The sequence below is a fragment of the Mesorhizobium sp. P2_D5 genome, assembly GCF_056404355.1.
The window spans coordinates 74,427-96,238 of sequence record NZ_JBFUEE010000012.1 but is presented as its reverse complement, the minus strand read 5'-3'; the positions used below and the strand labels follow the sequence as shown (position 1 = coordinate 96,238).

Annotated in this window: 25 protein-coding genes and 1 pseudogene; 18 read left to right on the top strand and 8 right to left on the bottom strand. The window is 62.7% G+C overall.

The annotated features are described in order from the left end of the window. Positions 1-6: 6 nt before the first annotated feature. Positions 7-1,263, bottom strand: a complete 1,257-nt coding sequence (locus AC1DYW_RS32140) for a multidrug efflux MFS transporter (protein WP_457154528.1) — start codon at positions 1,261-1,263, stop codon at positions 7-9. Between the two features lie 184 nt (positions 1,264-1,447). On the opposite strand from AC1DYW_RS32140, the gene AC1DYW_RS32135 reads away from it, so the two are divergent. Continuing rightward, positions 1,448-2,113, top strand: coding sequence for a GntR family transcriptional regulator (locus tag AC1DYW_RS32135; protein ID WP_457154527.1), 666 nt, complete (start codon positions 1,448-1,450; stop codon positions 2,111-2,113). A 119-nt stretch (positions 2,114-2,232) separates the two neighbouring features. Continuing rightward, positions 2,233-2,466, top strand: coding sequence for a DUF982 domain-containing protein (locus AC1DYW_RS32130; RefSeq protein ID WP_244730396.1), 234 nt, complete (start codon positions 2,233-2,235; stop codon positions 2,464-2,466). Between the two features lie 54 nt (positions 2,467-2,520). On the opposite strand, the gene AC1DYW_RS32125 is transcribed toward AC1DYW_RS32130, so the two are convergent. Then, complete coding sequence (locus AC1DYW_RS32125; RefSeq protein WP_095085720.1) at positions 2,521-2,673, bottom strand: hypothetical protein; 153 nt, start codon at positions 2,671-2,673, stop codon at positions 2,521-2,523. A gap of 195 nt (positions 2,674-2,868) precedes the next feature. Between AC1DYW_RS32125 and AC1DYW_RS32120 the strand changes: the two are divergent. Next, positions 2,869-3,346 (top strand): annotated as a pseudogene (locus tag AC1DYW_RS32120) (hypothetical protein). A 43-nt stretch (positions 3,347-3,389) separates the two neighbouring features. On the opposite strand, the gene AC1DYW_RS32115 reads toward AC1DYW_RS32120, so the two are convergent. Continuing rightward, on the bottom strand, positions 3,390-4,433 hold the full coding sequence (locus AC1DYW_RS32115; protein WP_457155236.1) for an aldo/keto reductase: 1,044 nt from the start codon (positions 4,431-4,433) through the stop codon (positions 3,390-3,392). Positions 4,434-4,703: 270 nt separating this feature from the next. Here AC1DYW_RS32115 and ppk2 point away from each other — a divergent pair, with 270 nt between their 5' ends. After that, positions 4,704-5,624, top strand: a complete 921-nt coding sequence (gene ppk2, locus AC1DYW_RS32110; RefSeq protein WP_477228852.1) for a polyphosphate kinase 2 — start codon at positions 4,704-4,706, stop codon at positions 5,622-5,624. Between the two features lie 254 nt (positions 5,625-5,878). Here the strand turns inward: ppk2 and AC1DYW_RS32105 are convergent, their stop codons facing one another. From AC1DYW_RS32105 to AC1DYW_RS32090, 4 genes are all read right to left on the bottom strand, one after another. Further along, on the bottom strand, positions 5,879-6,526 hold the full coding sequence (locus AC1DYW_RS32105; RefSeq protein WP_477228851.1) for a dihydrofolate reductase family protein: 648 nt from the start codon (positions 6,524-6,526) through the stop codon (positions 5,879-5,881). A 198-nt stretch (positions 6,527-6,724) separates the two neighbouring features. After that, the gene (gene hemB / locus AC1DYW_RS32100; protein WP_477228869.1) at positions 6,725-7,756 is read right to left on the bottom strand and encodes a porphobilinogen synthase; all 1,032 of its coding nucleotides are present in this window, start codon (positions 7,754-7,756) and stop codon (positions 6,725-6,727) included. Between the two features lie 110 nt (positions 7,757-7,866). Next, positions 7,867-8,697 (bottom strand): DUF2066 domain-containing protein, encoded by an 831-nt coding sequence (locus AC1DYW_RS32095; RefSeq protein WP_477228850.1) that lies wholly within the window; start codon positions 8,695-8,697, stop codon positions 7,867-7,869. 3 nt (positions 8,698-8,700) lie between these two features. Beyond that, positions 8,701-9,285 (bottom strand): pyridoxamine 5'-phosphate oxidase family protein, encoded by a 585-nt coding sequence (locus AC1DYW_RS32090; protein WP_477228849.1) that lies wholly within the window; start codon positions 9,283-9,285, stop codon positions 8,701-8,703. Positions 9,286-9,380: 95 nt separating this feature from the next. Between AC1DYW_RS32090 and AC1DYW_RS32085 the strand changes: the two genes are divergently transcribed. From AC1DYW_RS32085 to AC1DYW_RS32070, 4 genes are all read left to right on the top strand, one after another. Further along, entirely contained in the window at positions 9,381-10,424 is a 1,044-nt protein-coding gene (locus AC1DYW_RS32085) for an enoyl-CoA hydratase/isomerase family protein (protein ID WP_477228848.1), read from the top strand. Next, the gene (locus AC1DYW_RS32080; RefSeq protein ID WP_477228847.1) at positions 10,421-10,843 is read left to right on the top strand and encodes a DUF6163 family protein; all 423 of its coding nucleotides are present in this window, start codon (positions 10,421-10,423) and stop codon (positions 10,841-10,843) included. Before AC1DYW_RS32085 ends, AC1DYW_RS32080 begins: the two co-directional genes overlap by 4 nt. A gap of 238 nt (positions 10,844-11,081) precedes the next feature. Continuing rightward, positions 11,082-11,597, top strand: a complete 516-nt coding sequence (gene ldtR / locus AC1DYW_RS32075) for a transcriptional regulator LdtR (RefSeq protein WP_013896002.1) — start codon at positions 11,082-11,084, stop codon at positions 11,595-11,597. A 189-nt stretch (positions 11,598-11,786) separates the two neighbouring features. Continuing rightward, a complete protein-coding gene (locus tag AC1DYW_RS32070) occupies positions 11,787-12,188 on the top strand; it encodes a hypothetical protein (RefSeq protein WP_457153525.1) in 402 nt (133 codons plus the stop codon). Positions 12,189-12,216: 28 nt separating this feature from the next. Here the strand turns inward: AC1DYW_RS32070 and AC1DYW_RS32065 are convergent, their stop codons facing one another. Then, on the bottom strand, positions 12,217-12,750 hold the full coding sequence (locus tag AC1DYW_RS32065) for a hypothetical protein (RefSeq protein ID WP_477228846.1): 534 nt from the start codon (positions 12,748-12,750) through the stop codon (positions 12,217-12,219). 373 nt (positions 12,751-13,123) lie between these two features. Here AC1DYW_RS32065 and AC1DYW_RS32060 point away from each other — a divergent pair, with 373 nt between their 5' ends. From AC1DYW_RS32060 to AC1DYW_RS32015, 10 genes are all read left to right on the top strand, one after another. Next, complete coding sequence (locus AC1DYW_RS32060) at positions 13,124-14,377, top strand: L,D-transpeptidase family protein (RefSeq protein ID WP_457153523.1); 1,254 nt, start codon at positions 13,124-13,126, stop codon at positions 14,375-14,377. Positions 14,378-14,489: 112 nt separating this feature from the next. Next, a complete protein-coding gene (locus tag AC1DYW_RS32055; RefSeq protein ID WP_477228845.1) occupies positions 14,490-14,732 on the top strand; it encodes a hypothetical protein in 243 nt (80 codons plus the stop codon). A 183-nt stretch (positions 14,733-14,915) separates the two neighbouring features. Then, positions 14,916-16,229: a serine hydroxymethyltransferase gene (gene glyA, locus AC1DYW_RS32050; protein WP_477228844.1), complete on the top strand. Its 1,314-nt coding sequence runs from the start codon at positions 14,916-14,918 to the stop codon at positions 16,227-16,229. 72 nt (positions 16,230-16,301) lie between these two features. After that, the gene (locus AC1DYW_RS32045) at positions 16,302-16,940 is read left to right on the top strand and encodes a hypothetical protein (protein WP_477228843.1); all 639 of its coding nucleotides are present in this window, start codon (positions 16,302-16,304) and stop codon (positions 16,938-16,940) included. A gap of 159 nt (positions 16,941-17,099) precedes the next feature. Beyond that, the gene (nrdR, locus tag AC1DYW_RS32040) at positions 17,100-17,579 is read left to right on the top strand and encodes a transcriptional regulator NrdR (RefSeq protein WP_111545742.1); all 480 of its coding nucleotides are present in this window, start codon (positions 17,100-17,102) and stop codon (positions 17,577-17,579) included. A gap of 2 nt (positions 17,580-17,581) precedes the next feature. Beyond that, entirely contained in the window at positions 17,582-18,700 is a 1,119-nt protein-coding gene (ribD, locus tag AC1DYW_RS32035) for a bifunctional diaminohydroxyphosphoribosylaminopyrimidine deaminase/5-amino-6-(5-phosphoribosylamino)uracil reductase RibD (protein ID WP_477228842.1), read from the top strand. Between the two features lie 126 nt (positions 18,701-18,826). Beyond that, positions 18,827-19,444: a riboflavin synthase gene (locus tag AC1DYW_RS32030; RefSeq protein ID WP_095081155.1), complete on the top strand. Its 618-nt coding sequence runs from the start codon at positions 18,827-18,829 to the stop codon at positions 19,442-19,444. Between the two features lie 112 nt (positions 19,445-19,556). Further along, positions 19,557-20,012, top strand: a complete 456-nt coding sequence (locus tag AC1DYW_RS32025; RefSeq protein WP_095081157.1) for a 6,7-dimethyl-8-ribityllumazine synthase — start codon at positions 19,557-19,559, stop codon at positions 20,010-20,012. Positions 20,013-20,017: 5 nt separating this feature from the next. Continuing rightward, positions 20,018-20,518, top strand: coding sequence for a transcription antitermination factor NusB (gene nusB / locus AC1DYW_RS32020; protein ID WP_095081158.1), 501 nt, complete (start codon positions 20,018-20,020; stop codon positions 20,516-20,518). Further along, entirely contained in the window at positions 20,515-21,732 is a 1,218-nt protein-coding gene (locus AC1DYW_RS32015) for an MFS transporter (protein ID WP_477228841.1), read from the top strand. The genes nusB and AC1DYW_RS32015 overlap by 4 nt, the downstream gene beginning before the upstream one ends. Positions 21,733-21,812: the final 80 nt, after the last annotated feature.

Genomic DNA, 21,812 nt, shown 5'->3' with positions numbered 1-21,812 from the left:
ATTTGGTCAGGGCTTGCCGGCATTGGCGAGCATGTCCTGCTCACGGCGCGATTGCGCCAGCCAGTTATAGACCGCGCCGCCGGCCATCAAGATGGATGTGCCCAGAAACACCGAGCGCATGCCGAAATGGCCGCCGGCAAATCCGCCAAGCAAGGGGCCGGCGACCTGTCCGACATATTGAGCGGAGATCGAAAGCCCTAGCACATTGCCGCCGACGCCATCGGGAACATTGTGGCGGATGACACTGGTGATGCAGGGCAGGAGCCCGCCCAGCGCCAGGCCCATCAGGAAGCGCAGGCCGATGAGTTGCCAGCTCTGCGTGACGAAGGCCTGAGGAATCAGCAACAGCGCCGAGACGGCAAGCGCGCCGATGATGACGTTCCAATGGCCAATGCGGTCGGCGAGTTTCCCCAGGCGTGAAGCCGACAGGATGGCGCCAAGCGCCGCCGCCGACATGACGACGCCGGAGATCAGCGTGACGCGGCTCTGGTCTTCGATCAATTGCTGCACATAGACGGTGATGATCGGCTCGATCGACATGGTGGCGAAACTCAACAGCATGCCGGTCGCCAGCATGGCGATGACAGGCCGTTTGTCGGGGATTTGTGCCCAGCCGCCTTTCGGCTTGCCCTTCGATGCGGCGTCCGTCGCTTTCGGCCGGGGGTTCTCCTTGATCAGAAACGTGGTCGCCAGGAATGCCAGGAAGATGACGCCGCCGGACAGCAGGAACGTGGCGCGGATGCCGATCAGCGGCGGCAGGGCGCCACCAACCAGCGGGCCGACCAGTGCCCCACCGGTGATACCCGCCGACAGCAGGCCCAATGCCCAGCCCGAACGCTCCTTGGGCGTCTGCATGGCAACCAGGATGGTCGATCCCGAGGAATAGCCGCCGGCAAAGCCGATCAGCAGCCGCAGCAGCACCAACTGCCAGACGGTCTGGACCATGCCGGTCAGCGACATGCATATGGCCATGCCAAAGCTGGCGCGAACCAGCATCACCTTGCGGCCGTAGCGGTCGCCGAGACGTCCCCACAGCGGCGCCACAAGTGCCGCCGCAAAAAAGGTCGCGCCATAGGCGATCCCCGACCATTGCACGATCGCCGCGTGGCCTTCAGCGCCGAGCTGCTCGATATAGAGCGGCAGGAACGGCAAAAGCAGCGTCATGGCGACAAGCGTCGAGAACGAACCGGCAAAGCAAACGAACAGATTGCGCCGCCAGTGGATGTTGTAGGTGCTGTCGGTCGTCGGGGGCGTGTTCTGCATGTCATGCGTCCTGTCCGAGCAAATGCCGTGTTGGTGGTTGCTGCGGATACCATTTTGGGATACCAAGATGGTATCCGTCATGGACGCAAGCGTGGGTGCTGTCAATGCGACCCTCTCAAACGTGATTGGGAAAACGTGGCCAGCAAACCGATAGCCAGCCAACGGTCAGAAAACGGGAACGACAATGTCGCAGATGCATAGCGTCGAAAAACAGCTTCGGCAGATGATCCTGGGCCTCGAGATCGGTCCCGGCGAGAAACTGACCGAGCGCTGGATCGAAAGTCGCTTCGGCGCCTCGCGAACCCCGGTCAGGGCCGCGCTGCTGCGGCTCGAGACCGAGGGCCTGGTCGGCAGGGACGGCCGTGGCTGGACGGTGTCGCCCATCAACCTGGCCGAACTCGAGCAGATTGCCGTCTACCGGGAGGCGGTGGAGGTTGCAGCCCTTCGCCTGACATGTGCCCTGGCGGACCGCAGCGCGGTCGATGTCATCGAGGCGATGCTCGACTCCTGCGACACCGACACGCCGCGTGAGGAATGGCATCGTATCGGTATGGATTTTCACATCGAGTTGGCGCGCTTGTCTGGCAACGAATTCCTGTTCCGGGCGGTCCGCGATGCCATGACACGCCTGTCGCGGGCCCGCTGGCTGGAGGTTCGCGACGAGGCCGCCCTTGCTCGCGCCTGGGCGGAACATCGCGCCATTCTGGCGGCGGCACGCCTCGGCGACGCCGATGAAGCCGCGCGCCTGCTTTCGGCCCACATCGTCGGCAGCCGCGACCGCCTGGTGACGTCGCTCGCCAACGACCGGCGCGGTCTTCGCGCCAGGGGTTTTGCCGTCATCGCCGCCTAAGGCATGCGGTACGCGCCGCGCAAAAGGCGACGTCCAGGCGCGCCGTGCACTTTCGGCCTCGCTTCGCGGACACCGATGGCGTAAGAGCGGCGATGGAAAACAACCGATTTGAAACACCCGTGACCGTCAAGTCAGTCACGGCGGGGAGCACTCAGCTCTTGCGTACGGCCCGTGAGGCTTCCGATTACCTGCTCAACAGCTGGCCCGGAAAACGCAGCCCCAAGCATCGCGCGGCCCTGCAGGCCTGTCACGATGCGCTGGCCGGCGACAAGCCGGCGATGAACGCCAGGCGCGCCTTCATTGCGGCGGCGCGCGAAGTGGACGTCTTCGTCAGCGACAAGGCGCCGGCTTGATCCAAGGCGACAATCTGGAATGAGGCACGGCCCGCATGCGCGGACCTTTTGCCGTCACTTTGCCGTTTCGGTTTCGGTTTCAGTCTCGTCTTCGGGCTTCGAACGCTCGCGTGCGGCAACCTTGGCCGCCAGCTTTTCAGCCTTCTTGGCCGCCTTCTGGCGGTCGCGTTCCTTGCGTTCCTGATCGTAGTTTGGTGGTCGCGCCATATCGGCTCCTTTTCACTGCCTTGCGGCTCTGACCCTGCCTAGGAGCATTAGCCGTCAAACACAACAGCTGAAGCGATCGTGCCCAGCCGTTCGCGTCGATGATGGCCCGGGCTTGCAAGATGCACGGGACCATGGTGTAGGGGGCCGGGGCGCCAACGTATCGCGACCGCGCGTTCGTTTTGATCAAGTGAAACCATGGCCACCATACAACGAACGACGGCAAGGGTTTTTTATTATGCGCGAAACGTCGTGCGCGATATCGCGCCGCAGGCGCTTTTCCGCCGGCGGCTTGTGGGTCGCCTCGAAAAAGCCCGGCTTGCTGACGGTTCGGTTCGCCGGCGGCTGAATTGCTACAACAAGCTGCAGGACGCATTTTCGCCCAGCCCGGCTGCGGTGCATATCGACAATCTGCCGCTGATACCGAGTATCTAGTACTACGACCTCAAGGAGATTGCCCGGTACTTCGACCGCCGACCTTGCCGAAAAAGTGCGCTATTTCGAGCAGCACCCGGCTGCAGCCGAACGCATCATTGCCGCGGCGAATGCCTATTGCCGCACATTCGCAAACGAGAAGGCCGAGCAGGCGATCTCCCTGCTCGTGCTCTACAAATACTTTGTCCTCAGCGGCCAGATCGAGCCTGATGCCGAGGTCTGGCGCTATATCACGGGTTAAGTGCGGGCTTCGTCCGCCGAGCCCCGCCGCAAACCTCCCGTGGTCACACGCCGCTGCGGTCAATCACCAGATCGGCGGGACCAAAACGGTCCTTTGCCGTCAGTTGCTGGTGCCAGTAGGGATAGAGCAAGGGTGGCCGGCTGACCGTGTCTAGGCGGTCACGCTCTTCGCCGGTCAGCACCAGGCTTGCCGCGGCGATGTTGTCGCGGAACTGCGTTTCGGTCCTGCCGCCGATCACCAGCGAACTGACCGCCGGCCGGCCGAGCAGCCAGGCCAGCGCCACCTGCGCCGCCGACACGCCGCGCTGCGTGCCGATCTCGACAAGGACATCGACGATCCGCCAGAGGCGGTCCTCGTCGCGGATCGGCGGTTCCGACCAGCCGGCGAGCTGGCGGGCGGTCGGGCTGTCGCGGCGGTATTTGCCGGACAGCAATCCGCCGGCAAGCGGGCTCCAGACCAGCACACCCAGCCCCTGGTCGACCGAAATCGGCAGCAATTCATATTCCGCCTCGCGCGCTTCCAGCGTGTAGTGGATCTGCTGGGTGACGAAGCGCGGCTGGTGATGGCTGTCGCTGATGCCGAGCGCCTTCATCACCTGCCAACCGGAATAGTTGGAGCAGCCGACGTAGCGGACCTTGCCCTGGGCAACCAGCGTATCCAGCGCGGCGATGGTTTCCTCGAGCGGTGTCGTACCGTCCCATTCGTGCAGGAAGTAGATGTCGATGACATCGGTCTTCAACCGCTTCAGGCTCTTCTCGCATTCGCGGATCAGGTGATAGCGCGACAGGCCTTCATCGTTGGGGCCATTGCCGATCCGCATCCGCGCCTTGGAGGCGATCAGCACGTCGCCCTTGCGCTTGCCGCCGAGCGCCTCGCCGATGATCTCTTCAGAGACGCCGTTCGAATAGACATTGGCGGTGTCGATGACATTGATGCCGGCATCGATGCAAAGATCGATCATCCGGCGCGCCTCATCGAGGTCGGTCTTTCCGACAGCCGAAAATGCGCCAGCACCGCCGAAGGTCATGGTGCCCATGGTCAGGGTCGAAACTTTCAAGCCGGAACGGCCGAGGGTGCGGTATTCCATGTCAGTCCTCGCGATTTGTTGTTGAAAGGCAGTGCCCGGACGGGCCTGGCACATTTGTAGGACAATTCAAGCCGCTTGTCGCCATGCCACGACGATGGATCGATCATGCCTCGCGGAATTTGCAGTGGCGGCTGTCTCGCTCCAGGCTGCAATAAAACCGTCATTGCCGGCCTATATTGAAGTCGGCTCAGGTGTTGCCACTCCGGGACGCAGGCCAGGGGTTGGGGCGCCGGACGTGGATCGACAGGGCTTGCAAGCGGAGCAGCTGATATGACCGAGCTAAAACAGAATTCTCCTGCCAGGGACTGGCTTGAGGCCGAGCTCGCCGACACGCTCGACGAGGACTATGAGCTCGAAATGTCAGAGCCGGCTCTGTCGATGGAGATCGCCAAGATCTACAAGAACTCGCATCCGCCATCGATCGATCGCATGCAGCATTTTCGCGACCTGATCACCTTGCAGTCAGAGCTGATCAAACTGCAGTCCTGGGTCGCCTATCACAAGAAGAAGCTGGTGGTGATCTTCGAGGGCCGCGACTCCGCCGGCAAGGGTGGCGTCATCAAGCGCATCACGCAGCGGCTCAATCCGCGCATCTGCCGCGTCGTCGCACTCCCGGCACCGACCGAGCGCGAGAAGTCGCAATGGTATTTCCAGCGCTATGTGCCGCATCTGCCGGCCGGCGGCGAAATCGTGCTGTTCGACCGCTCCTGGTACAACCGCTCCGGTGTCGAAAGGGTGATGGGTTTTGCAGAGCCCGATCAGGTCGAAGAATTCTTCCGCGACGTGCCGGAGTTCGAGCGCATGCTGGTCCGCTCGGGCGTCACCGTGGTCAAATACTGGTTCTCGATCACCGACGAGGAGCAGCAGATGCGCTTCCTGATGCGCATCCATGATCCGATGAAGCAGTGGAAGCTGTCGCCGATGGACCTGCAGTCGCGCGTGCGCTGGGAGCAGTATACCAAGGCCAAGGAAGAGACCTTTGCCCGCACCAACATTCCCGAGGCGCCCTGGTTCATAGTCGAGGGCAACGACAAGAAGCGGGCGCGGCTGAACTGCATCGACCATCTGCTCAAGCAGTTGCCGTATGAAGAGGTGCCGCACGAGGAGATCACGCTGCCCGAGCGCGTCTTCAATCCCGAATACGAGCGCCAGACGCTGCCGCGCGAACTCTACGTGCCTGAGAAGTATTGAGGTAAGGTTCCCTTCTCCCCGTCACTATACGGGGAGAAGGTGCCGGCAGGCGGATGAGGGGCGGCGCCAACTTCAACAGTTGAACTCGGCCAAATCACTGCGTGGACTAGACGTAATTTGATGCCATACTGCCATCGGCGGTATTGTCGGGAAAGGCAATCTTCGATCGGTTGCGCCGCCCCTCATTGCCCTGCCGGGCATTTTTCCCCGTATAGTGACGGGGAGAAAGGGGCCTGGACCAAGGGTTTCGCCTCCTAAGCCCGCTTGACGATCACATGCGTGGCGAGCGCTGTCGCCACCTGCTCGCTGCACTGATAGCCAAGCTTGGGCATGTCCAGGCCGGCAAAGAGATTCTCGCCCGCACCGAGCAGCAGCGGCGAGATCGCCAGATGCATCTCGTCGATCAGTTTCTCTTGCAGATATTGCCGGATGGTGGCGACGCCACCGCCAACCCGCACGTCCTTGCCATCCGCCGCCGCTTTCGCCTGTTCAAGCGCCGAATGGATGCCGTCGGTGATGAAGTGGAAAGTAGTACCGCCCTCCATCGTGATCGGCGCCCGCTTGTGGTGGGTCAGCACGAAAACCGGCACATGGTAGGGCGGGTTATCACCCCACCAGCCCTTCCAGCTATCGTCAGGCCAGTCGCCCCGGATCGGCCCGAACATGTTGCGACCGAGGATCCAGGAGCCGACATTCTCGAAGCTGCGCGCCGCGAACGCCTCGTTGGTGTCGGTGGTGCCGCCCTCCTGTCCGAGCACCATCTTGCGAAAGGTGCGGGTGTCGACAAACCATTTATGCAGATCTTCGCCACCGACGCCGAGGGGATTTTGCAGAGTCTGATCGGGACCGGCTCCGTAGCCGTCGAGCGACAGTGTGAAAGCATTGACGCGAAGTTTGGACATGAAAGCCTCCTCCATAACCAGTTGCGCAAAGGAGTAGCAAACTGATTGCGAAATGCAAGCAGTCTATATGGATGCAGCAAACCCCGGCGATTGGTCCAACGACCTTCGCTGGGGCTCCCGACCGGAAGCTGGAAATTTTCATTGATATCGAGAGGCCGCCGGGCATTGCCGCGACCGGCCATCGGTGGGAAGAGAAAACTATCCCTTCAGCATCGTTGCCACTTCGGGCGCGAAATAGGTCAAAATGCCGTCGCAGCCGGCGCGCTTGAAGGCCAGCAGGGATTCCAGCATCGCCTTCTCGCCATCGATCCAGCCATTGGCGCCGGCGGCCTTGATCATCGAATATTCGCCTGACACCTGGTAGGCGAAGGTCGGCATCTGGAATTCATCCTTCAGCCGCCGGATGATGTCGAGATAGGGCAGGCCGGGCTTGACCATCAGCATGTCGGCGCCCTCGGCGATGTCCTGTTCGGCCTCGCGCACCGCCTCGTCGGAATTGGCGTGGTCGATATAATAGGTCTTCTTGTCGCCCTTGAGCAGGCCGGCGGTGCCCACCGCCTCACGATAGGGACCATAGAAGGCCGAGGCGAACTTGGTCGCATAGGACATGATCGCCACGTCCTGGAAACCGTTGGCGTCGAGTGCGTCGCGGATGGCGCCGATGCGGCCGTCCATCATGTCGGACGGCGCGATGATGTCGGCGCCGGCTGCCGCCTGGATGACGGCCGCGGCGGTCAGCTGTTCCACCGTCTCGTCATTGACGATGATGCCGTCGCGCAGGATGCCGTCATGGCCATGGCTGGTGAACGGATCGAGCGCGGCATCGGTTATGATGCCGATCTCAGGCACCGCGTCCTTTATCGCCCGGGTGGCGCGGTTGATGACGTTGTCGGGGTCGAGAATGTGCGAACCGGTCTGGTCGCGCAGGGAGATATCGACATTGGGGAAGGTGGCGAGTGCGGGAATGCCGAGCTTTGCCGCGCGTTCGGCCTCCTTGACGGCGAGATCGATCGACAGGCGAAAGACGCCCGGCATGGCGGCGATCGGCTCGCGCACTTGTCTGCCGTCGACGACGAAGATCGGCCAGATCAGGTCGTCGACCGTAAGCCGGTTCTCCTGCACGAGTCGGCGCGACCAGTCGGCCTTGCGCATACGGCGCAAGCGGCGGCTGCCGGTGATGTCGTCGACGCTGCGCGCGCCGGCTGGCTTTGCCGGTGTGAATTTGTTCATCGCCGTCGGGGTGAATTTGTTCATCGCCAAAACTCTCGTTCGGCGGCTTTTACCACGAGCCCTTGCCGCTGACCAATGCGACACGTTTGTGCCAACGAGCAGGTCGAGGTCTATTCCGGTTGCCCATTGCCCGACAGGATCTGCGCCGCACCCCTCATGGCGACGCGGAAAGCCTCGTCGAAGGAAACGCCGCGCACTTGCCAGGTGTAGGTCTTGCCGGCCATGGCCAGCCGCCAGTCGGCAATCCAGCCGAACTCCTTGTCGCTCCACACGATGCTGCCGGAAAGTGCTTGATCGGCGCCGGCCTTTTTCGCAACCATGTCCAGCACTGCCATGTCCGCGTCGCGCAGTGTCCTGTCGTCCAGTCCAGCCTGCGACAGCAGCGCTGCGGTGGGAAAAGTCACCCGCATGGCGAGCGGCGCAGCGGCATTGGTGAACGATTCGCGCATCAGCACGCTGCGCTCGTCACCGGCATCGAGCACGAAATGCCTGATGTCGCGCTCGGTTGCCAAAAACACCGCCAGTCGTGGCCGCTCGGTCAGCCACGGCCTGCTGCCGAGCGAAGCCAGCACCGGATCGATCACCTCCGGCCTGTACTGGCAATAGAGATTGTGAGGCCGGTCGTACGTGCCTTGATCATCATGGTTGGGAATGCCTTCCATTCGGTCGCGGTAGCGGAAGCTGGCGACGAAGCTGCCGGCCTTGTCGCGCAGTGCCGTCATCTCCGGTTTCGCCGGCAGGCGCTGATCGCCGGAAACCCGGACCAGGACCGCGTCGAGGCAGAACTTGAAGCCGACCTCGCGATGCTTTTCATACTTACCGTTGACGATGGTCTGCGACTGATAGAGATCCTCGAGATCGGCCGCCCTGGCCAGGCCATTGATGGCCCAGAAGGCCAGCAGGCCACCCAGAACAAGTGCGAGGCGCAAAAACTGCGGCATGGCTCACCGTTCGCTTCTAGACCCGTCGTCGATATTTGGCGGCCATGCAAGGTCAGGGCCGGTTCTGAAGAACGATACGTTGTTGGTGAAAATGCTGACTGGGGCAAGCCTGATCATGCGCCCGTCTGGATGTTCGATCTGGGCCACGTTGTCGATGAACCACTCGTTCCAGCTTGCTTCGGGGCCGAGATATTTGTGCAGGAGCCGTTTGAAGCGGTCTGGCGACATCGGTTCGATGGTTGCGGTGCCGCGCAGTCCGAGGTGCAGCAAGATGCCGCCATTGTTGTCGAAGTGAACAATTTCCACCGCGCAGCGCGGGTCTCTTTCAAGATGCTTTACAGCACTTCCATCCGATGACCCGAGAAGCCAGATCGCACCGTCCTCCCAGATGAACCACACTGGCGCGTTGCGCGGCGCGCCGTCCGCGCTGACGGTCGCCAAATTCGCCATCAGCGGGCGACTGAGAACATCGTCCGGGTCGAACTCTCGCGGCATCGCCAAATGATCTCCCAATAGGCTCACAGACGGATGGTTGCACCCATTTGGCCGCGACGCAAAGGATGGCGCGTTGCCTCTCTTGAAATGCAAACTGACCCGACATCGACCGGGCTTGGCATTGACGCACCCATGCGCCACGCTTTAGCACTTCAATCCCGGCGGCGCGGGGGAGGGATTCTTTCACGATGGATTTTGGCGGAGGCGACGAAATCCGCTTCGAACATCTGGGCCGGGCCGGCGTCGTCACATTGGCGCGACCGCAGGCGCTGAATGCCGTCACGCACCGCATGATCCGGGCGCTCGACGCTGCTCTTCGCGCCTGGGAGACCGACCAGGGCGTCGATGTCGTTATCGTCAAGGCCGAGGGCAGGGCGTTTTCAGCGGGCGGCGACATCCTGCATATCTACGAGGCTGGCCGGGCTGGAAAGCCGCCGGTCGAGTTCTTCGCCGACGAATACCGGCTCAACGCCCGTATCAACGGCTTCAAGAAACCTTACGTCGCGCTGATCGACGGCATCGTCATGGGCGGCGGCGTCGGCATCTCCTTCCACGGCTCGCACCGGGTGATGACCGAAAATGCCCAGTTCGCCATGCCGGAAGTCGGCATCGGCTTTTTCCCGGATGTCGGCGCCAGCCATTTGCTACCCGATCTCGGCGGCTCCTTCGGCATGTATCTGGCGCTGACCGGCAATCGCATCCGCTATGGCGACGCGCTGTGGTCAGGGCTCGCCACCCACACCATCAAGGCCGCCGACCAGGGCGGCTTCCTCGACCGGCTGACGCTGACCGGCGATCCGGAATCGGTGTTGCGCGGTTTCTTCGTCCAGGCAAAACGGGAAACCGACAGGCCGACGCTGGAGGCGATCGTCCGTCATTTTTCGCAACCATCCCTCAAGGCTGTCATCGACAGCCTGGAACAGGCGGCAGGCGCCGACGAGTTCGCGGCCAAGACGCTGGCGACGATGCGGACGCGTTCGCCGACCAGCCTGCGCGTCGCCTGGCGCCAGATAAGCGCCGGGCTGACCATGTCCATGGACGCCTGCATGAAGATGGAGTTCCGCATCCTCAACCGGATGCTGGCCGGCCACGATTTCTACGAAGGGATCCGCGCCGCCATCATCGACAAGGGCTCGAAGCCGCAATGGCGGCCGGCGAGCCTCGGCGCGGTCAGCGAGGCGGACGTCGACGCCTATTTCGCCTCGCTCGGCGAGCGGGAGCTCGACCTGTGAGCGAGGTGACCTCCAGACGCGTCGTGCTGCAGCCCTCGGGCGTGGAGCTGATCTTCGCCTGGTTCCAGCGCGTCGTCGCCGGCTACTGCCTGCTGTTCGGCATTCTCTACTGGATCAGGCTGATCGGCTTCTATCCGGGCGCGTTGTGGCGCTTCGACCTGATGCCGGTGCACTGGCAGGTGGCGGCGGTGATGCTTGCCGTATTTTTCCCCTTCGCCGCCGCCGGCCTGTGGATGCTGGCGTCCTGGGGACCCGTGATCTGGTTTATCTGCGCGGTGACCGAGACGGTCATGTATGCCGGTTTTCCCGAGCTTTTCGGCCACCGCATGCTCATCGTCGTCTCGCATGCGGTCGTGGCGCTGCTTTATATCGCTTTCCGCGTGATCATCTGGCTGCAGAAACGACCGGTGCGGCACTAACCCCTTGAGCCCATTGGCACCCTGGCGGCTGCCTCAATTCGGCCCCGCAATTGTTGGCTAAATCTTTAGGTTAATTATCCTTGCTCGGGAGACCGTTCGTTAAGCCTCTTTCGAAACCTCTTACCGGTAAGCTCTTGTTAGCCCTAGCGTTTAAGTCGAATTTTATGAGTATTCGATAGTGTCGCGATCAAGGTGAAAAACAAAAAATCACCAGGGCGACAAACGAGAGGCAAAGACAATGATCAATTCGCGTCCGGCGGCGAAGACCGCCAACGTATCTGACGACCGCCGCGAGGCTATCCGCTCGCTGTACATGGAATCGCTGCAGCTTGTAGAGCGGCTGCACCGCCGCCTGCTTGACGTGATCAAGGACGAGTTCGACCGCAACGGCCGCTCCGACATCAATGCCATCCAGGCGCTGCTGCTGTTCAACATCGGCAATTCGGAGCTGACCGCCGGCGAGCTGCGTTCGCGCGGCTACTATCTCGGCTCCAACGTCTCCTACAATCTGAAGAAGCTGGTCGATCTCGGCTTCATCAACCACCAGCGCTCGCGCATCGACCGCCGCTCGGTCCGCGTCTCGCTGACGCCGAAGGGCAACGAGGTGGCGGACGTCGTCGCCGGTCTTTATGAGCGCCATGTCGGCTCGATCGAGCAGGTCGGCGGCATCAACACCGACGAGTTTAAGCAGATGAACCGCGCCCTGCAGCGGCTCGATCGCTTCTGGAACGACACCATCGCCTACCGGATGTGAGCCGGCGCATCGGATCTGGCCCGCGCCACAGAAGCGCGGCCGAAATGTCGACCTCTGGTCAAGGCCGGTGCCGAAAGGCATCGGCCCTTTTCTTTTCCTGATACCGAAGCCCAGGCGCCCGGTCGACACTAGTCCGCCAGGTTTGCTTTCGCCACAGCAGTGCCTAATGTCACGGCCCGGAGGGGGCGCATGATGGGTTTGGGAAAACGCTCGAAGATCTGCTCGGTTGCCGCAGTGCTTTTGTTGGTCCCGCAAATGGCTTTTGCCGAGGAGTGGTGGAAGGATTCTTTCGCCTCGGAAGGCAGCGCTCCATGCGACAACAATGACTCGATCGTGACGTTTACCGACAAGGCAGTCGAGATGTGGGAGGTCGGCTGCACATTGGACAAAATTCAGAAGATCAACCGCCTGGATGTCGTCATCCTGGACATGTCGTGTACGGATGGTGAAAGCACAGACAAGAGGCGGGAACTGTTGCTCAAACTGGAGGATAACAAGGTTCTGCGCTATCCCCAGCATGAGGTGTTGCAAAGATGTTCGGAATTGAAGGCGCAGCCAAGTCCGGCCCCAAATGTTGAAAATCCGCACTGAGATCGTGAGATAGTCGGCCCAGACAGGATCACGGCTTCAGCGGGCAGAATTTCTCGTGGAAATAGGCAAGCGCCTGTTCGGCGTGGCCGGGCTCGCCGAAGAACGGACCGATTGCTTCGGGCTCGCGCGTCAGGTCGCAGCTGCCCTCGGTGTCGGTCGTGCATGTCTTCACCAGCCCCTTCAGCGCGATGGTTGCCGGCGGATTGTCGAACGACAGGCCGTTTACGCCGCCAAGCCGCAGTTCGTAGCTCAGGCGGTAGTAGATGGCGCCGTCCTCCTCGAACTGCTGTTCGGCTCTAAAGGTGCAATCATCCAGCCGGGTAACGATGAACCTCAGCGTTTCGGTTTCGTCGCCGACCTCGTTCGGGCCAGTGCTGGTGAAGACCGCCGGCGATCGGGACACCTGCTTCAGCGGTTCGTCGGTCTGCTGCCCGTATTTGGGGATCGCGCCCTGTTCCAGGCCGTGCACGAAATAGGCAACCGTTTCCTCCGGCGTCGGGGTGCTGCCGTTCGGACCTGCGGCCAAGGCGAAGGCCGCGACGATAAAAAGGACACCAGGCATGGTCTCGTTCCTCGCGTTGGACTAGCTTGTCAGTGTAGCATCAAGGGCTTGTGGTAATCGGTCGATATCGCGGCCGGCGACCCGGATCGGTGCCGAAAAAGCACGGGCTTTTCATTTCGCTGCACCGCCCGAGGCAAATCGCAGGCCAAGGCCACGTTGCCGCCATATTCCAATGGAACCGAGGATGCCGGTGATGCTGTGGTGAAGGCCGTGCGTTCACCCGGAACCCGTGTCGCGGCTCAAGCGTTTGTGGCCGAACTGATACGGACATGGTTGGCTAATTGTTAAGATTGCCAACTCTAGAGTGCGGGCAACATCGCCCTGAAAACCGAATGCAGCAAGATCGAACGCTACAAGAATGTCTGGAACGTCCATGAGAACCAGCCGCCGTTTTTTCCTCTCCGGAGCCTCCGCGCTCGCAGCCGCGATGGTCGCCGGCGGCGCCAATGCGCAGGATGTCATCGGTGATATCCTGAAATCCTCGGCGCGCGGCAATTGGGACGACCAGTTCGACGCCCGGGCCAGCGAGGGCGGCAAGGTGGCCTCGACGCTGCCGATCTTCAGCCCGCAGACCGTCGCCTTTACCGAGCAGGCGGTGGCGCAATACCAGAACATCGTCAGCCAGGGCGGCTGGGTAGAGGTGCCCGCGACCAAGAAGTTGCAGCTCGGCGTCGATGATCCCGATGTCGTGCCGTTGCGCAAGCGGCTGATGGTCTCTGGCGACCTGTCGCAGAGCGCCGGCATTTCGACGGCCTTCGATTCCTATGTCGACTCGGCGGTCAAGCGCTTCCAGTTGCGTCACGGCCTGCCCGCCGACGGCTCCATGGGCAAATACACCTACTTGGCGATAAACGTTTCGGCGCAAATCCGGCTTGGCCAGCTACAGACCAACCTGCAGCGGCTGAAGGAGAAGGCTGGCACGCTTGGCAGCCGCTACGTGCTGGTCGACATTCCGGCGGCGCAGATCGAAGCCGTCGAGAATGACCGCGTCGTGCTTCGCCACACCGCGATCGTCGGCAAGATCGATCGCCAGACGCCGATCGTCAATTCCAAGATCAACGAGATCATCGTCAATCCGTACTGGAATGCGCCGGTATCGATCGTCCGCAAGGACATCATTCCGCTGATGCGGAAGGATCCCAACTATTTGAAGGACAGCCATATCCGGCTGTTCGCTCCGGACGGCAGCGAGGTCGACCCGCTCAATGTCGACTGGTCGACCGACGACGCCGCCAAGTATCGCTTCCGCCAGGATCCAGGCGCGGGCAACGCCATGGCGTCGGTGAAGATCAATTTCCCGAGCCCGGACGGCGTCTACATGCACGACACGCCGCAGCAGAGCCTGTTCGGCAAGATGATGCGTTTCGATTCCTCGGGCTGCGTGCGCGTGCAGAATGTGCGCGACCTCGTCACCTGGATCCTGCGCGACACGCCCGGCTGGGACCGTCAGCATTTCGAGGCGACGATCAAGACCGGCGAAAACACGCCGGTCGAGGTCACCAACCCGGTGCCGGTACATTTCCTCTATCTCTCGGCCTGGTCGACGGGCCCGGGCGTCGTGCAGTTCCGCGACGACGTCTACGCGCTCGATGGTGCCAACGAGCTGCAGATCACGTCTTCGCTTTAACTAACTGATTTTTTTACGAGAAAAGGCCGCCGGCAAGGGCGGCCTTTTCGTTGCTCGGATTGCCTGCACCTTTTCGCGGGAGGGCGTTTGGACGGATCGACCGGCTTTGCGCATGGTCGGCAGACAAGGCTGGAACCGGACCATGGATGTCGCCGTCTTCATTCTGGTTGTGCTCGTCTTCGTCGCCGTTTCCGGCGCACTGGTGCGTCTGGTGCGGGTGCCGTTGCCGGTGCTGCAGATCGCCATAGGCGCCGCACTCGCCTGGCCGGTGCGCGAGATCAACGACCACGCGGCGCGGGCGCTGTTCACCGAGATCACGCTTACCGAGGCCTTGCTGAAGGGGCGGCAGGCGTGAAAATAGCACGCTCGTTGCCTCGCTGGCGCAAACCGGCCAGCAAATTTCGCGCCGCAAACGTGGCGGGGCGAAAACAACTGTGTTAATGGCGCGGCGAATGCATGTCGCCCAAAAGTGTGCAGCGGTTTTGGGACAGCGACATGCATAAATCAAAATTGCCCCCGAACCCAAGGATTTCAGGCCATGGCATCAGCAGCGGCAGTGTCGAACAAATTTGAATCCTTCTTCGAAACCACGCTGGAAGATGCCGACCCGGAGATTTTCGGCGCCATCCGCAACGAACTCGGTCGCCAGCGCCACGAGATCGAACTGATCGCCTCTGAAAACATCGTCTCGCGCGCCGTGCTCGAGGCGCAGGGCTCGATCATGACCAACAAGTACGCCGAAGGTTATCCGGGCAAGCGCTACTATGGCGGCTGCCAGTTCGTCGACGTCGCCGAGGAACTTGCCATCGAGCGGGCCAAAAAGCTGTTCGGCTGCAACTTCGCCAACGTCCAGCCGAATTCCGGCAGCCAGATGAACCAGGCGGTGTTCCTGGCGCTCTTGCAACCCGGCGACACCTTCATGGGGCTCGACCTCAATTCGGGTGGCCACCTGACCCACGGTTCGCCGGTCAACATGAGCGGCAAATGGTTCAAGGTCGTGTCCTATGGCGTGCGCCAGGACGACCATTTGCTCGACATGGACGCCATCGAGAAGACCGCCCATGAGACCAAGCCGAAGCTGATCCTGGCCGGTGGCACCGCCTATTCGCGTGTCTGGGACTGGAAGCGTTTTCGCGAGATCGCCGACGCGGTTGGCGCCTATCTGATGGTCGACATGGCGCACATCGCCGGTCTCGTCGCCGGAGGCGTGCATCCGTCGCCGCTGCCGCATGCCCATGTGGTGACCACCACCACGCACAAGTCGCTGCGCGGCCCGCGCGGCGGCATGATCCTGTGCAACGACGAGGACATCGCCAAGAAGATGAATTCTGCGGTGTTCCCCGGCCTGCAAGGTGGCCCGCTGATGCATGTCATCGCCGCCAAGGCGGTGGCCTTCGGCGAAGCCCTGAAGCCGAGCTTCAAGGTCTATGCCGAGAGCGTCGCCGCCAACGCCAAGGCGCTCGCCTCCAGCCTCAAGGAAACCGGCCTCGATATCGTCTCCGGCGGCACCGACAACCATCTGATGCTGGTCGACCTGCGTCCCAAGAACGCCACCGGCAAGCGCGCCGAGGCAGCGCTAGGCCGCGCCAACATCACCTGCAACAAGAACGGCATTCCGTTCGACCCGGAAAAGCCTTTCGTCACCTCGGGCGTGCGCCTCGGCACCCCGGCGGGCACAACGCGCGGCTTCGGCCAGGCCGAGTTCCGCGAAATCGGCAAGCTGATCGCCGAAGTGCTGGATGGTCTCAAGGTCGCCAATTCCGACGAGGGCAATGCCGCTGTCGAAGCGGCGGTCAAGGCCAAGGTTGTGGCGCTGACCGACCGCTTTCCGCTCTATCCCTATCTCGGCTGACGAGATAGGACGTCTCACCACCTTGCCGCGACGGACAAGCGTCGTCGCGGCAAGGCTGCGACAGGAGCCTTGATGATGCGAATTGTCCGTCTCGCCGACCTTGCCATCGCCGGCGTCCTGGCTGCTTCGATTGTCTTGCCGCTCTCCGGCATCGCCTCGGCGCAAACCGCGCCTGCGCAACCGGCACCCGCCCAGGCCGCACCCGCGGCACCCGCCCCGGCGGCGCCCAAGCTTGAAACCTTCGGCAGATGGTCGACCCTGGTCGACGAGGTCGATACCGGCGAGGACATCCGCAAGACCTGTGCAGCGTCGACCGCTTTTATCGGCGCCCGCGGCGAAAGCGGCACTCTGACGCTTATCATCACGAACGGCGACGCGCTGCCGCCGGCTGCCTACCCGTCCGTGACCATTGCGGTCGACAACACGGCGCTGCCAACGGGCAAGTCGGTCGCGGTAACCTTTGGCGATGACAAGGGCCACGTCGCCACCAAGCTCCATTCCGACGCCACCGTGGGCGGCCGGCTCAGCTGGACCGTGGACAATCAGGCCAAGACCAGCCTGGCGCTCTTGCGCGTCATGCGCCGCGCATCGGTGCTCGATGTGTCCTTTGGCGACGCGCCGGTTGGAAGCATAGCCATGGACGGCTTCACCAAGGCCTATCGCAACCTCGGCGCATCATGCGGGTTTGCGACCACCGACGTCGCCCCCTGACGGTATCGCTGTCCGGCTGCCTGGCGGCGCTGGCAATCTTGCTTGCAGCTCGCTATCTCTCAGGGCGAGCGGCTCTGAGGGGCGAGGGGCTGCTTTGCCATCGTTGCAAAAACCTCTAAGCCTTTCGCTTCACCAGATTCGCCAACCAAAGGCTTCTCCATGCGCTGTCCCTATTGCCAGTCAGAAGATACGCAGGTGAAGGATTCGCGCCCCGCCGAGGATGGCGCCGCGATCCGCAGGCGGCGCGTTTGCCCCGATTGCGGCGGCCGCTTCACGACTTTCGAGCGCGTGCAGCTGCGCGACCTCGTCGTGGTCAAGAAATCCGGTCGCAAAGTGCCGTTCGACCGCGACAAGCTGCTGCGCTCGGTGGAGATCGCCGTTCGCAAGCGCAATGTCGATCCCGAGCGGATCGACCGCGCGGTGACCGGCATCGTGCGCCAGCTCGAAAGCTCCGGCGAGACCGAAGTGGCCTCCGGCGAGGTCGGTCGGCTGGTCATGGACGCGCTGAAGTCGCTCGACGATGTCGCCTATGTCCGCTTCGCCTCGGTCTACCGCAATTTTCGCGAGGCCAAGGATTTCCACGAATTGCTCGGCGAGCTCAAGGGGGACGAAATCAAGGGCGAAGAGGACGCCAGCTGAGCATGACTGCAAGCGACAGACAGGCCGGCCTTGATCGCCGTTTCATGGCAGCGGCGCTCCGCCTTTCGCGGAAGCATGCCGGGCGCACCGCGACCAACCCATCCGTGGGCACGCTGATCGTGCGCGACGACGGCGACGGCCCGATGATCGTCGGCACCGGCGTCACCGCTGTCGGCGGCCGCCCTCATGCCGAGACCGAGGCGCTGGCCGAGGCCGGCGCGCTGGCGCGCGGCGCCACCGCCTATGTCACGCTGGAACCTTGCGCCCATCATGGCCGCACGCCGCCCTGTGCCAACGCGCTGGTCAACGCGGGTGTCGCGCGCGTCGTCGGCGCGGCCAGCGATCCCGATCCGCGCGTGTCCGGCCAGGGCTACGCGATCCTGCGCGCCGCCGGGATCGAAGTGGTCGAGAAGGTGTTGGCGGCGGAAGCAGCCGAACAGATGGCCGGCTATTTGATCAGGTCGTTGAAAAAACGCCCCGAAGTGATTCTCAAGCTTGCGCTTTCCAGCGATGGCAAGATCGGTAGGGAAGGCCAAGGGCAAGTGTCGATCACCGGCGATGTCGCCCGTCGCGAAGTGTATCTGATGCGGGCCGAGGCCGATGGCATATTGGTCGGCATCGGCACGGCGCTTGAGGATGACCCGGCTCTCACCGTGCGCTTGCCGGGACTGGAGAACCGTTCGCCGGCGCGCATTGTACTCGACCGGCAGATCAGGTTGCCGGAGACCTCAAAGCTGGTTTCGGGCGTGGACCGGGTGCCGCTTTACGTCGCCGCCTGCCTGGAGGCCGATCCGCTGCGGCGGACCATGCTGGAGCGCGCCGGGGTGCGCTTCATCGGCACCGAAACGCATGAGGGCGGCGTCGCACTGCCGGAACTGCTCGAGGATCTGGCCGCGCTCGGCATGGCCAGTGTTCTGGTCGAGGGCGGCGCCAAGGTTGCGAGCGCCTTCCTGGCCGAGGAACTGGTCGACCGCATCGTGCTGTTCCAGGGATCGGAAGCGATCGGCGCCGACGGCATTGCATCGCCCATCGATGCCGACCATATCCCGGCAGGATTTCGAAAGCTCCGCGACATGCGTTTCGGCGAAGACAGCTACGCCGAGTGGATCAGAGATATTTAGACCATGATCCCGAAAAGTGGGACCCGGTTTTCGGACAAGATCATGGTCAAAGGGAAGGATAGACCACGATCCCGAACAGTGGGACCGGTTTTCGGACAGGATCATGGTCAAACGGAAGGATCACCGATGTTTACTGGAATTGTCACCGATGTCGGCACCGTCGCGACCGTCAAGCCGCTGAGGGAAGGGGTGGGGCTACGCATCGACACCGCGTATGATCCGGAAACCATCGCCATCGGCGCCTCGATCTCCTGCGGTGGTGTCTGCCTGACGGTTACCGCCTTGCCCGACAGCGGCACGAACGCGCGCTGGTTTGAGGTCGAGGCCTGGGAAGAGGCGCTCAGGCTGACGACGGCGACGAATTGGAAATCGGGCACGCGGATCAATCTGGAGCGAGCGCTGAAGATCGGCGACGAGCTTGGTGGTCACATCGTTTCGGGCCATGTCGACGGCATGGCCGAGATCATTGAGCGCAGGGATGAAGGGGACGCGGTGCGTTTTACCCTCGAAGCACCGCGCGATCTGGCGAAGTTCATTGCACCGAAAGGCTCGGTCGCGCTCGACGGCACCTCGCTCACCGTCAACAAGGTGGAAGGCACGCGCTTCGACGTGCTTTTGATCCACCACTCGCTGACCGTGACCACCTGGGGCGAGCGCAGGGTTGGCGACCGCGTCAATCTCGAGATCGACACCATGGCCCGCTACGCGGCGCGGCTGGTGGAGGCCGCAAAAGAGGGGCTTTGACGGTCACAGTCGGACGGACTTCAGCGGCAAACTGGGCACGTGCAACATCTTCTGCTTGCGATCAAACGGGCTTCGGCCTAAGTCACCGGCTCCGCCGGAGACGTGACGCAAAATGCCCAGGAACAAGAAACTCAAGCTGCTGATCATCGAAGCCCGCTTCTATGATGATCTGGCGGACGCGCTGCTCGAAGGCGCCAAGGCTGCGCTCGACGAAGCCGGCGCCAAGTACGATGTCGTCACCGTGCCGGGCGCGCTGGAAATTCCGGCCGTGATCTCCTTCGCGCTCGATGCCGCCGAGGGTGAGGGCACCGACTATGACGGCTTTGTCGCGCTTGGCACCGTCATCCGCGGCGAGACGCATCATTTCGATATCGTTGCCAATGAATCCGCGCGCGCCCTGATGGATATGTCGGTGCAGGAATCGATCTGCATCGGCAACGGCATCCTGACCACCGAAAACGACGAACAGGCCTGGACGCGCGCCCGGCGCACGGAAGGCGACAAGGGTGGCTTTGCCGCCCGCGCCGCTCTGACCATGATCGCCGTCAAGAAACGGCTCGGAGCCTGACCGGCGTGACGCAATCCGGAGACAACGACCGACCACCGGTGCGCCAGGCCAACAAGCGCGGCGCTGCCCGGCTGGCCGCCGTGCAGGCGCTCTATCAGATGGATGTCGCCGGCAGCGGCGTCTTCGAGATCACCGCCGAATACGAGGCCTTTCGCCTCGGCAAGGAAGTCGACGGCGCGCTCTATCGTGAAGCCGATGCACAATGGTTTCGCGCTATCCTCGCCGGTGTCGTCGAGAACCAGAAGACGGTCGATCCGATCATCCGACAGGCACTGACCGAGGACTGGCCGCTGTCGAGGCTCGATTCGACGCTACGCGCCATTCTGCGCGCCGGCGTCTACGAGTTGATGAAGCGCGAGGATGTTCCCGTCGCCGTCATCGTCTCCGAATATGTCGATATCGCCAAGGCTTTCTACGAGGAAGACGAGCCGAAGCTGGTCAATGCTGTGCTTGACCGTGTGTCTCGCCGGGTGCGTGGCGAGGGGCGCGGCAAGGACGCATCATGACGGCAATCGCCGTCGAGGCAGGCAAGGATGCGCGGCGCACCGCTTTGATCCTTGCCGCATCGCAGGCGATCATCGGTTCTGCTGCCCCCATCGCCATCTCCATGGGGGGGCTGGCCGGGCAATATCTGCTTGGTCCCGACAAGTCGCTGGCAACAGCGCCGATCACCGGCTTCAACATCGGCGTGGCGCTCGGCGCGCTGCCGGCAGCGGCCATCATCCGCGCGATGGGCCAGCGCGGCGGCTTCATGACCGGCACGATCGTCACTGCGCTTGGCGGGCTGGTTGCCACAGCAGCGCTTTTCCACGGCAGTTTCTGGCTATTCGCCTTCGGCCTGCTGGTGATCGGCATCGGCGGCGCCTTCGTCCAGCAGTTTCGATTTGCCGCCGCCGACAATGCGCCGCCGCAGTTCAAGGCACGCGCCATCTCCTTCGTGCTGGCCGGTGGCATCGTCACCGCCGTCCTCGGGCCGCAGATCGTCATCTTCACCCGTGAATCGTTCGCGCCGGTGATGTTTGCCGGTTCGTTCGCAGCCATCCTGCCGCTGGCGGCCGTTGGCGCCATCATCCTGTCGTTCCTGCGCTTGCCGGAGAAGGTATCGGGCAAGGTGGAGATCGCCGACAGCGACGCCAGACCATTGGTCGAAATCGTCACCCACCCGCGCTTCGTCGCGGCGCTGTTCTGCGCCGTCGGCAGCTACGCGCTGATGAGCTTCGTGATGACTGGCGCGCCGCTGGCGATGGTTGGTTGCGGCCTGTCGGAGGACGATGCGACGCTCGGCATTTCATGGCACGTCATGGCGATGTTTGCGCCGAGCTTCTTCACCGGCTCGCTGATCCATCGCTTCGGCGCCGAACGGATCGTCGCCACCGGGCTGGTCCTGCTCATCGGCTGCGCCACTGTCGCTCTGTCGGGCCTGGCGCTTTGGCAATTCTGGACGTCGCTGATCCTGCTCGGCCTTGGCTGGAATTTCAGCTTCATCGGCGCCACCGCGATGGTGGCGGCCAGCTACCGGCCGTCGGAAAAGGGCAAGGTCCAGGGCTTCCACGACTTTGTGCTGTTCGGCTCTGTCGCTTGCGCGTCGCTGATGTCGGGCATGGTTTACAACGCCTGGGGCTGGACCATGCTTAACTGGATGGTCTTCCCTGTCACCGTTCTGTGCTTCGTCGCCCTCGGCGCGCTCAAGCTGACGGGACAGCGCAAAGCCGACGCCTGACCCGGTCGCCGCATGCCTGACACGCCCTGTCAGCATGGTGTCGGTCGAATACGCAGCGCCCGAACAAAAATATTGCGTCT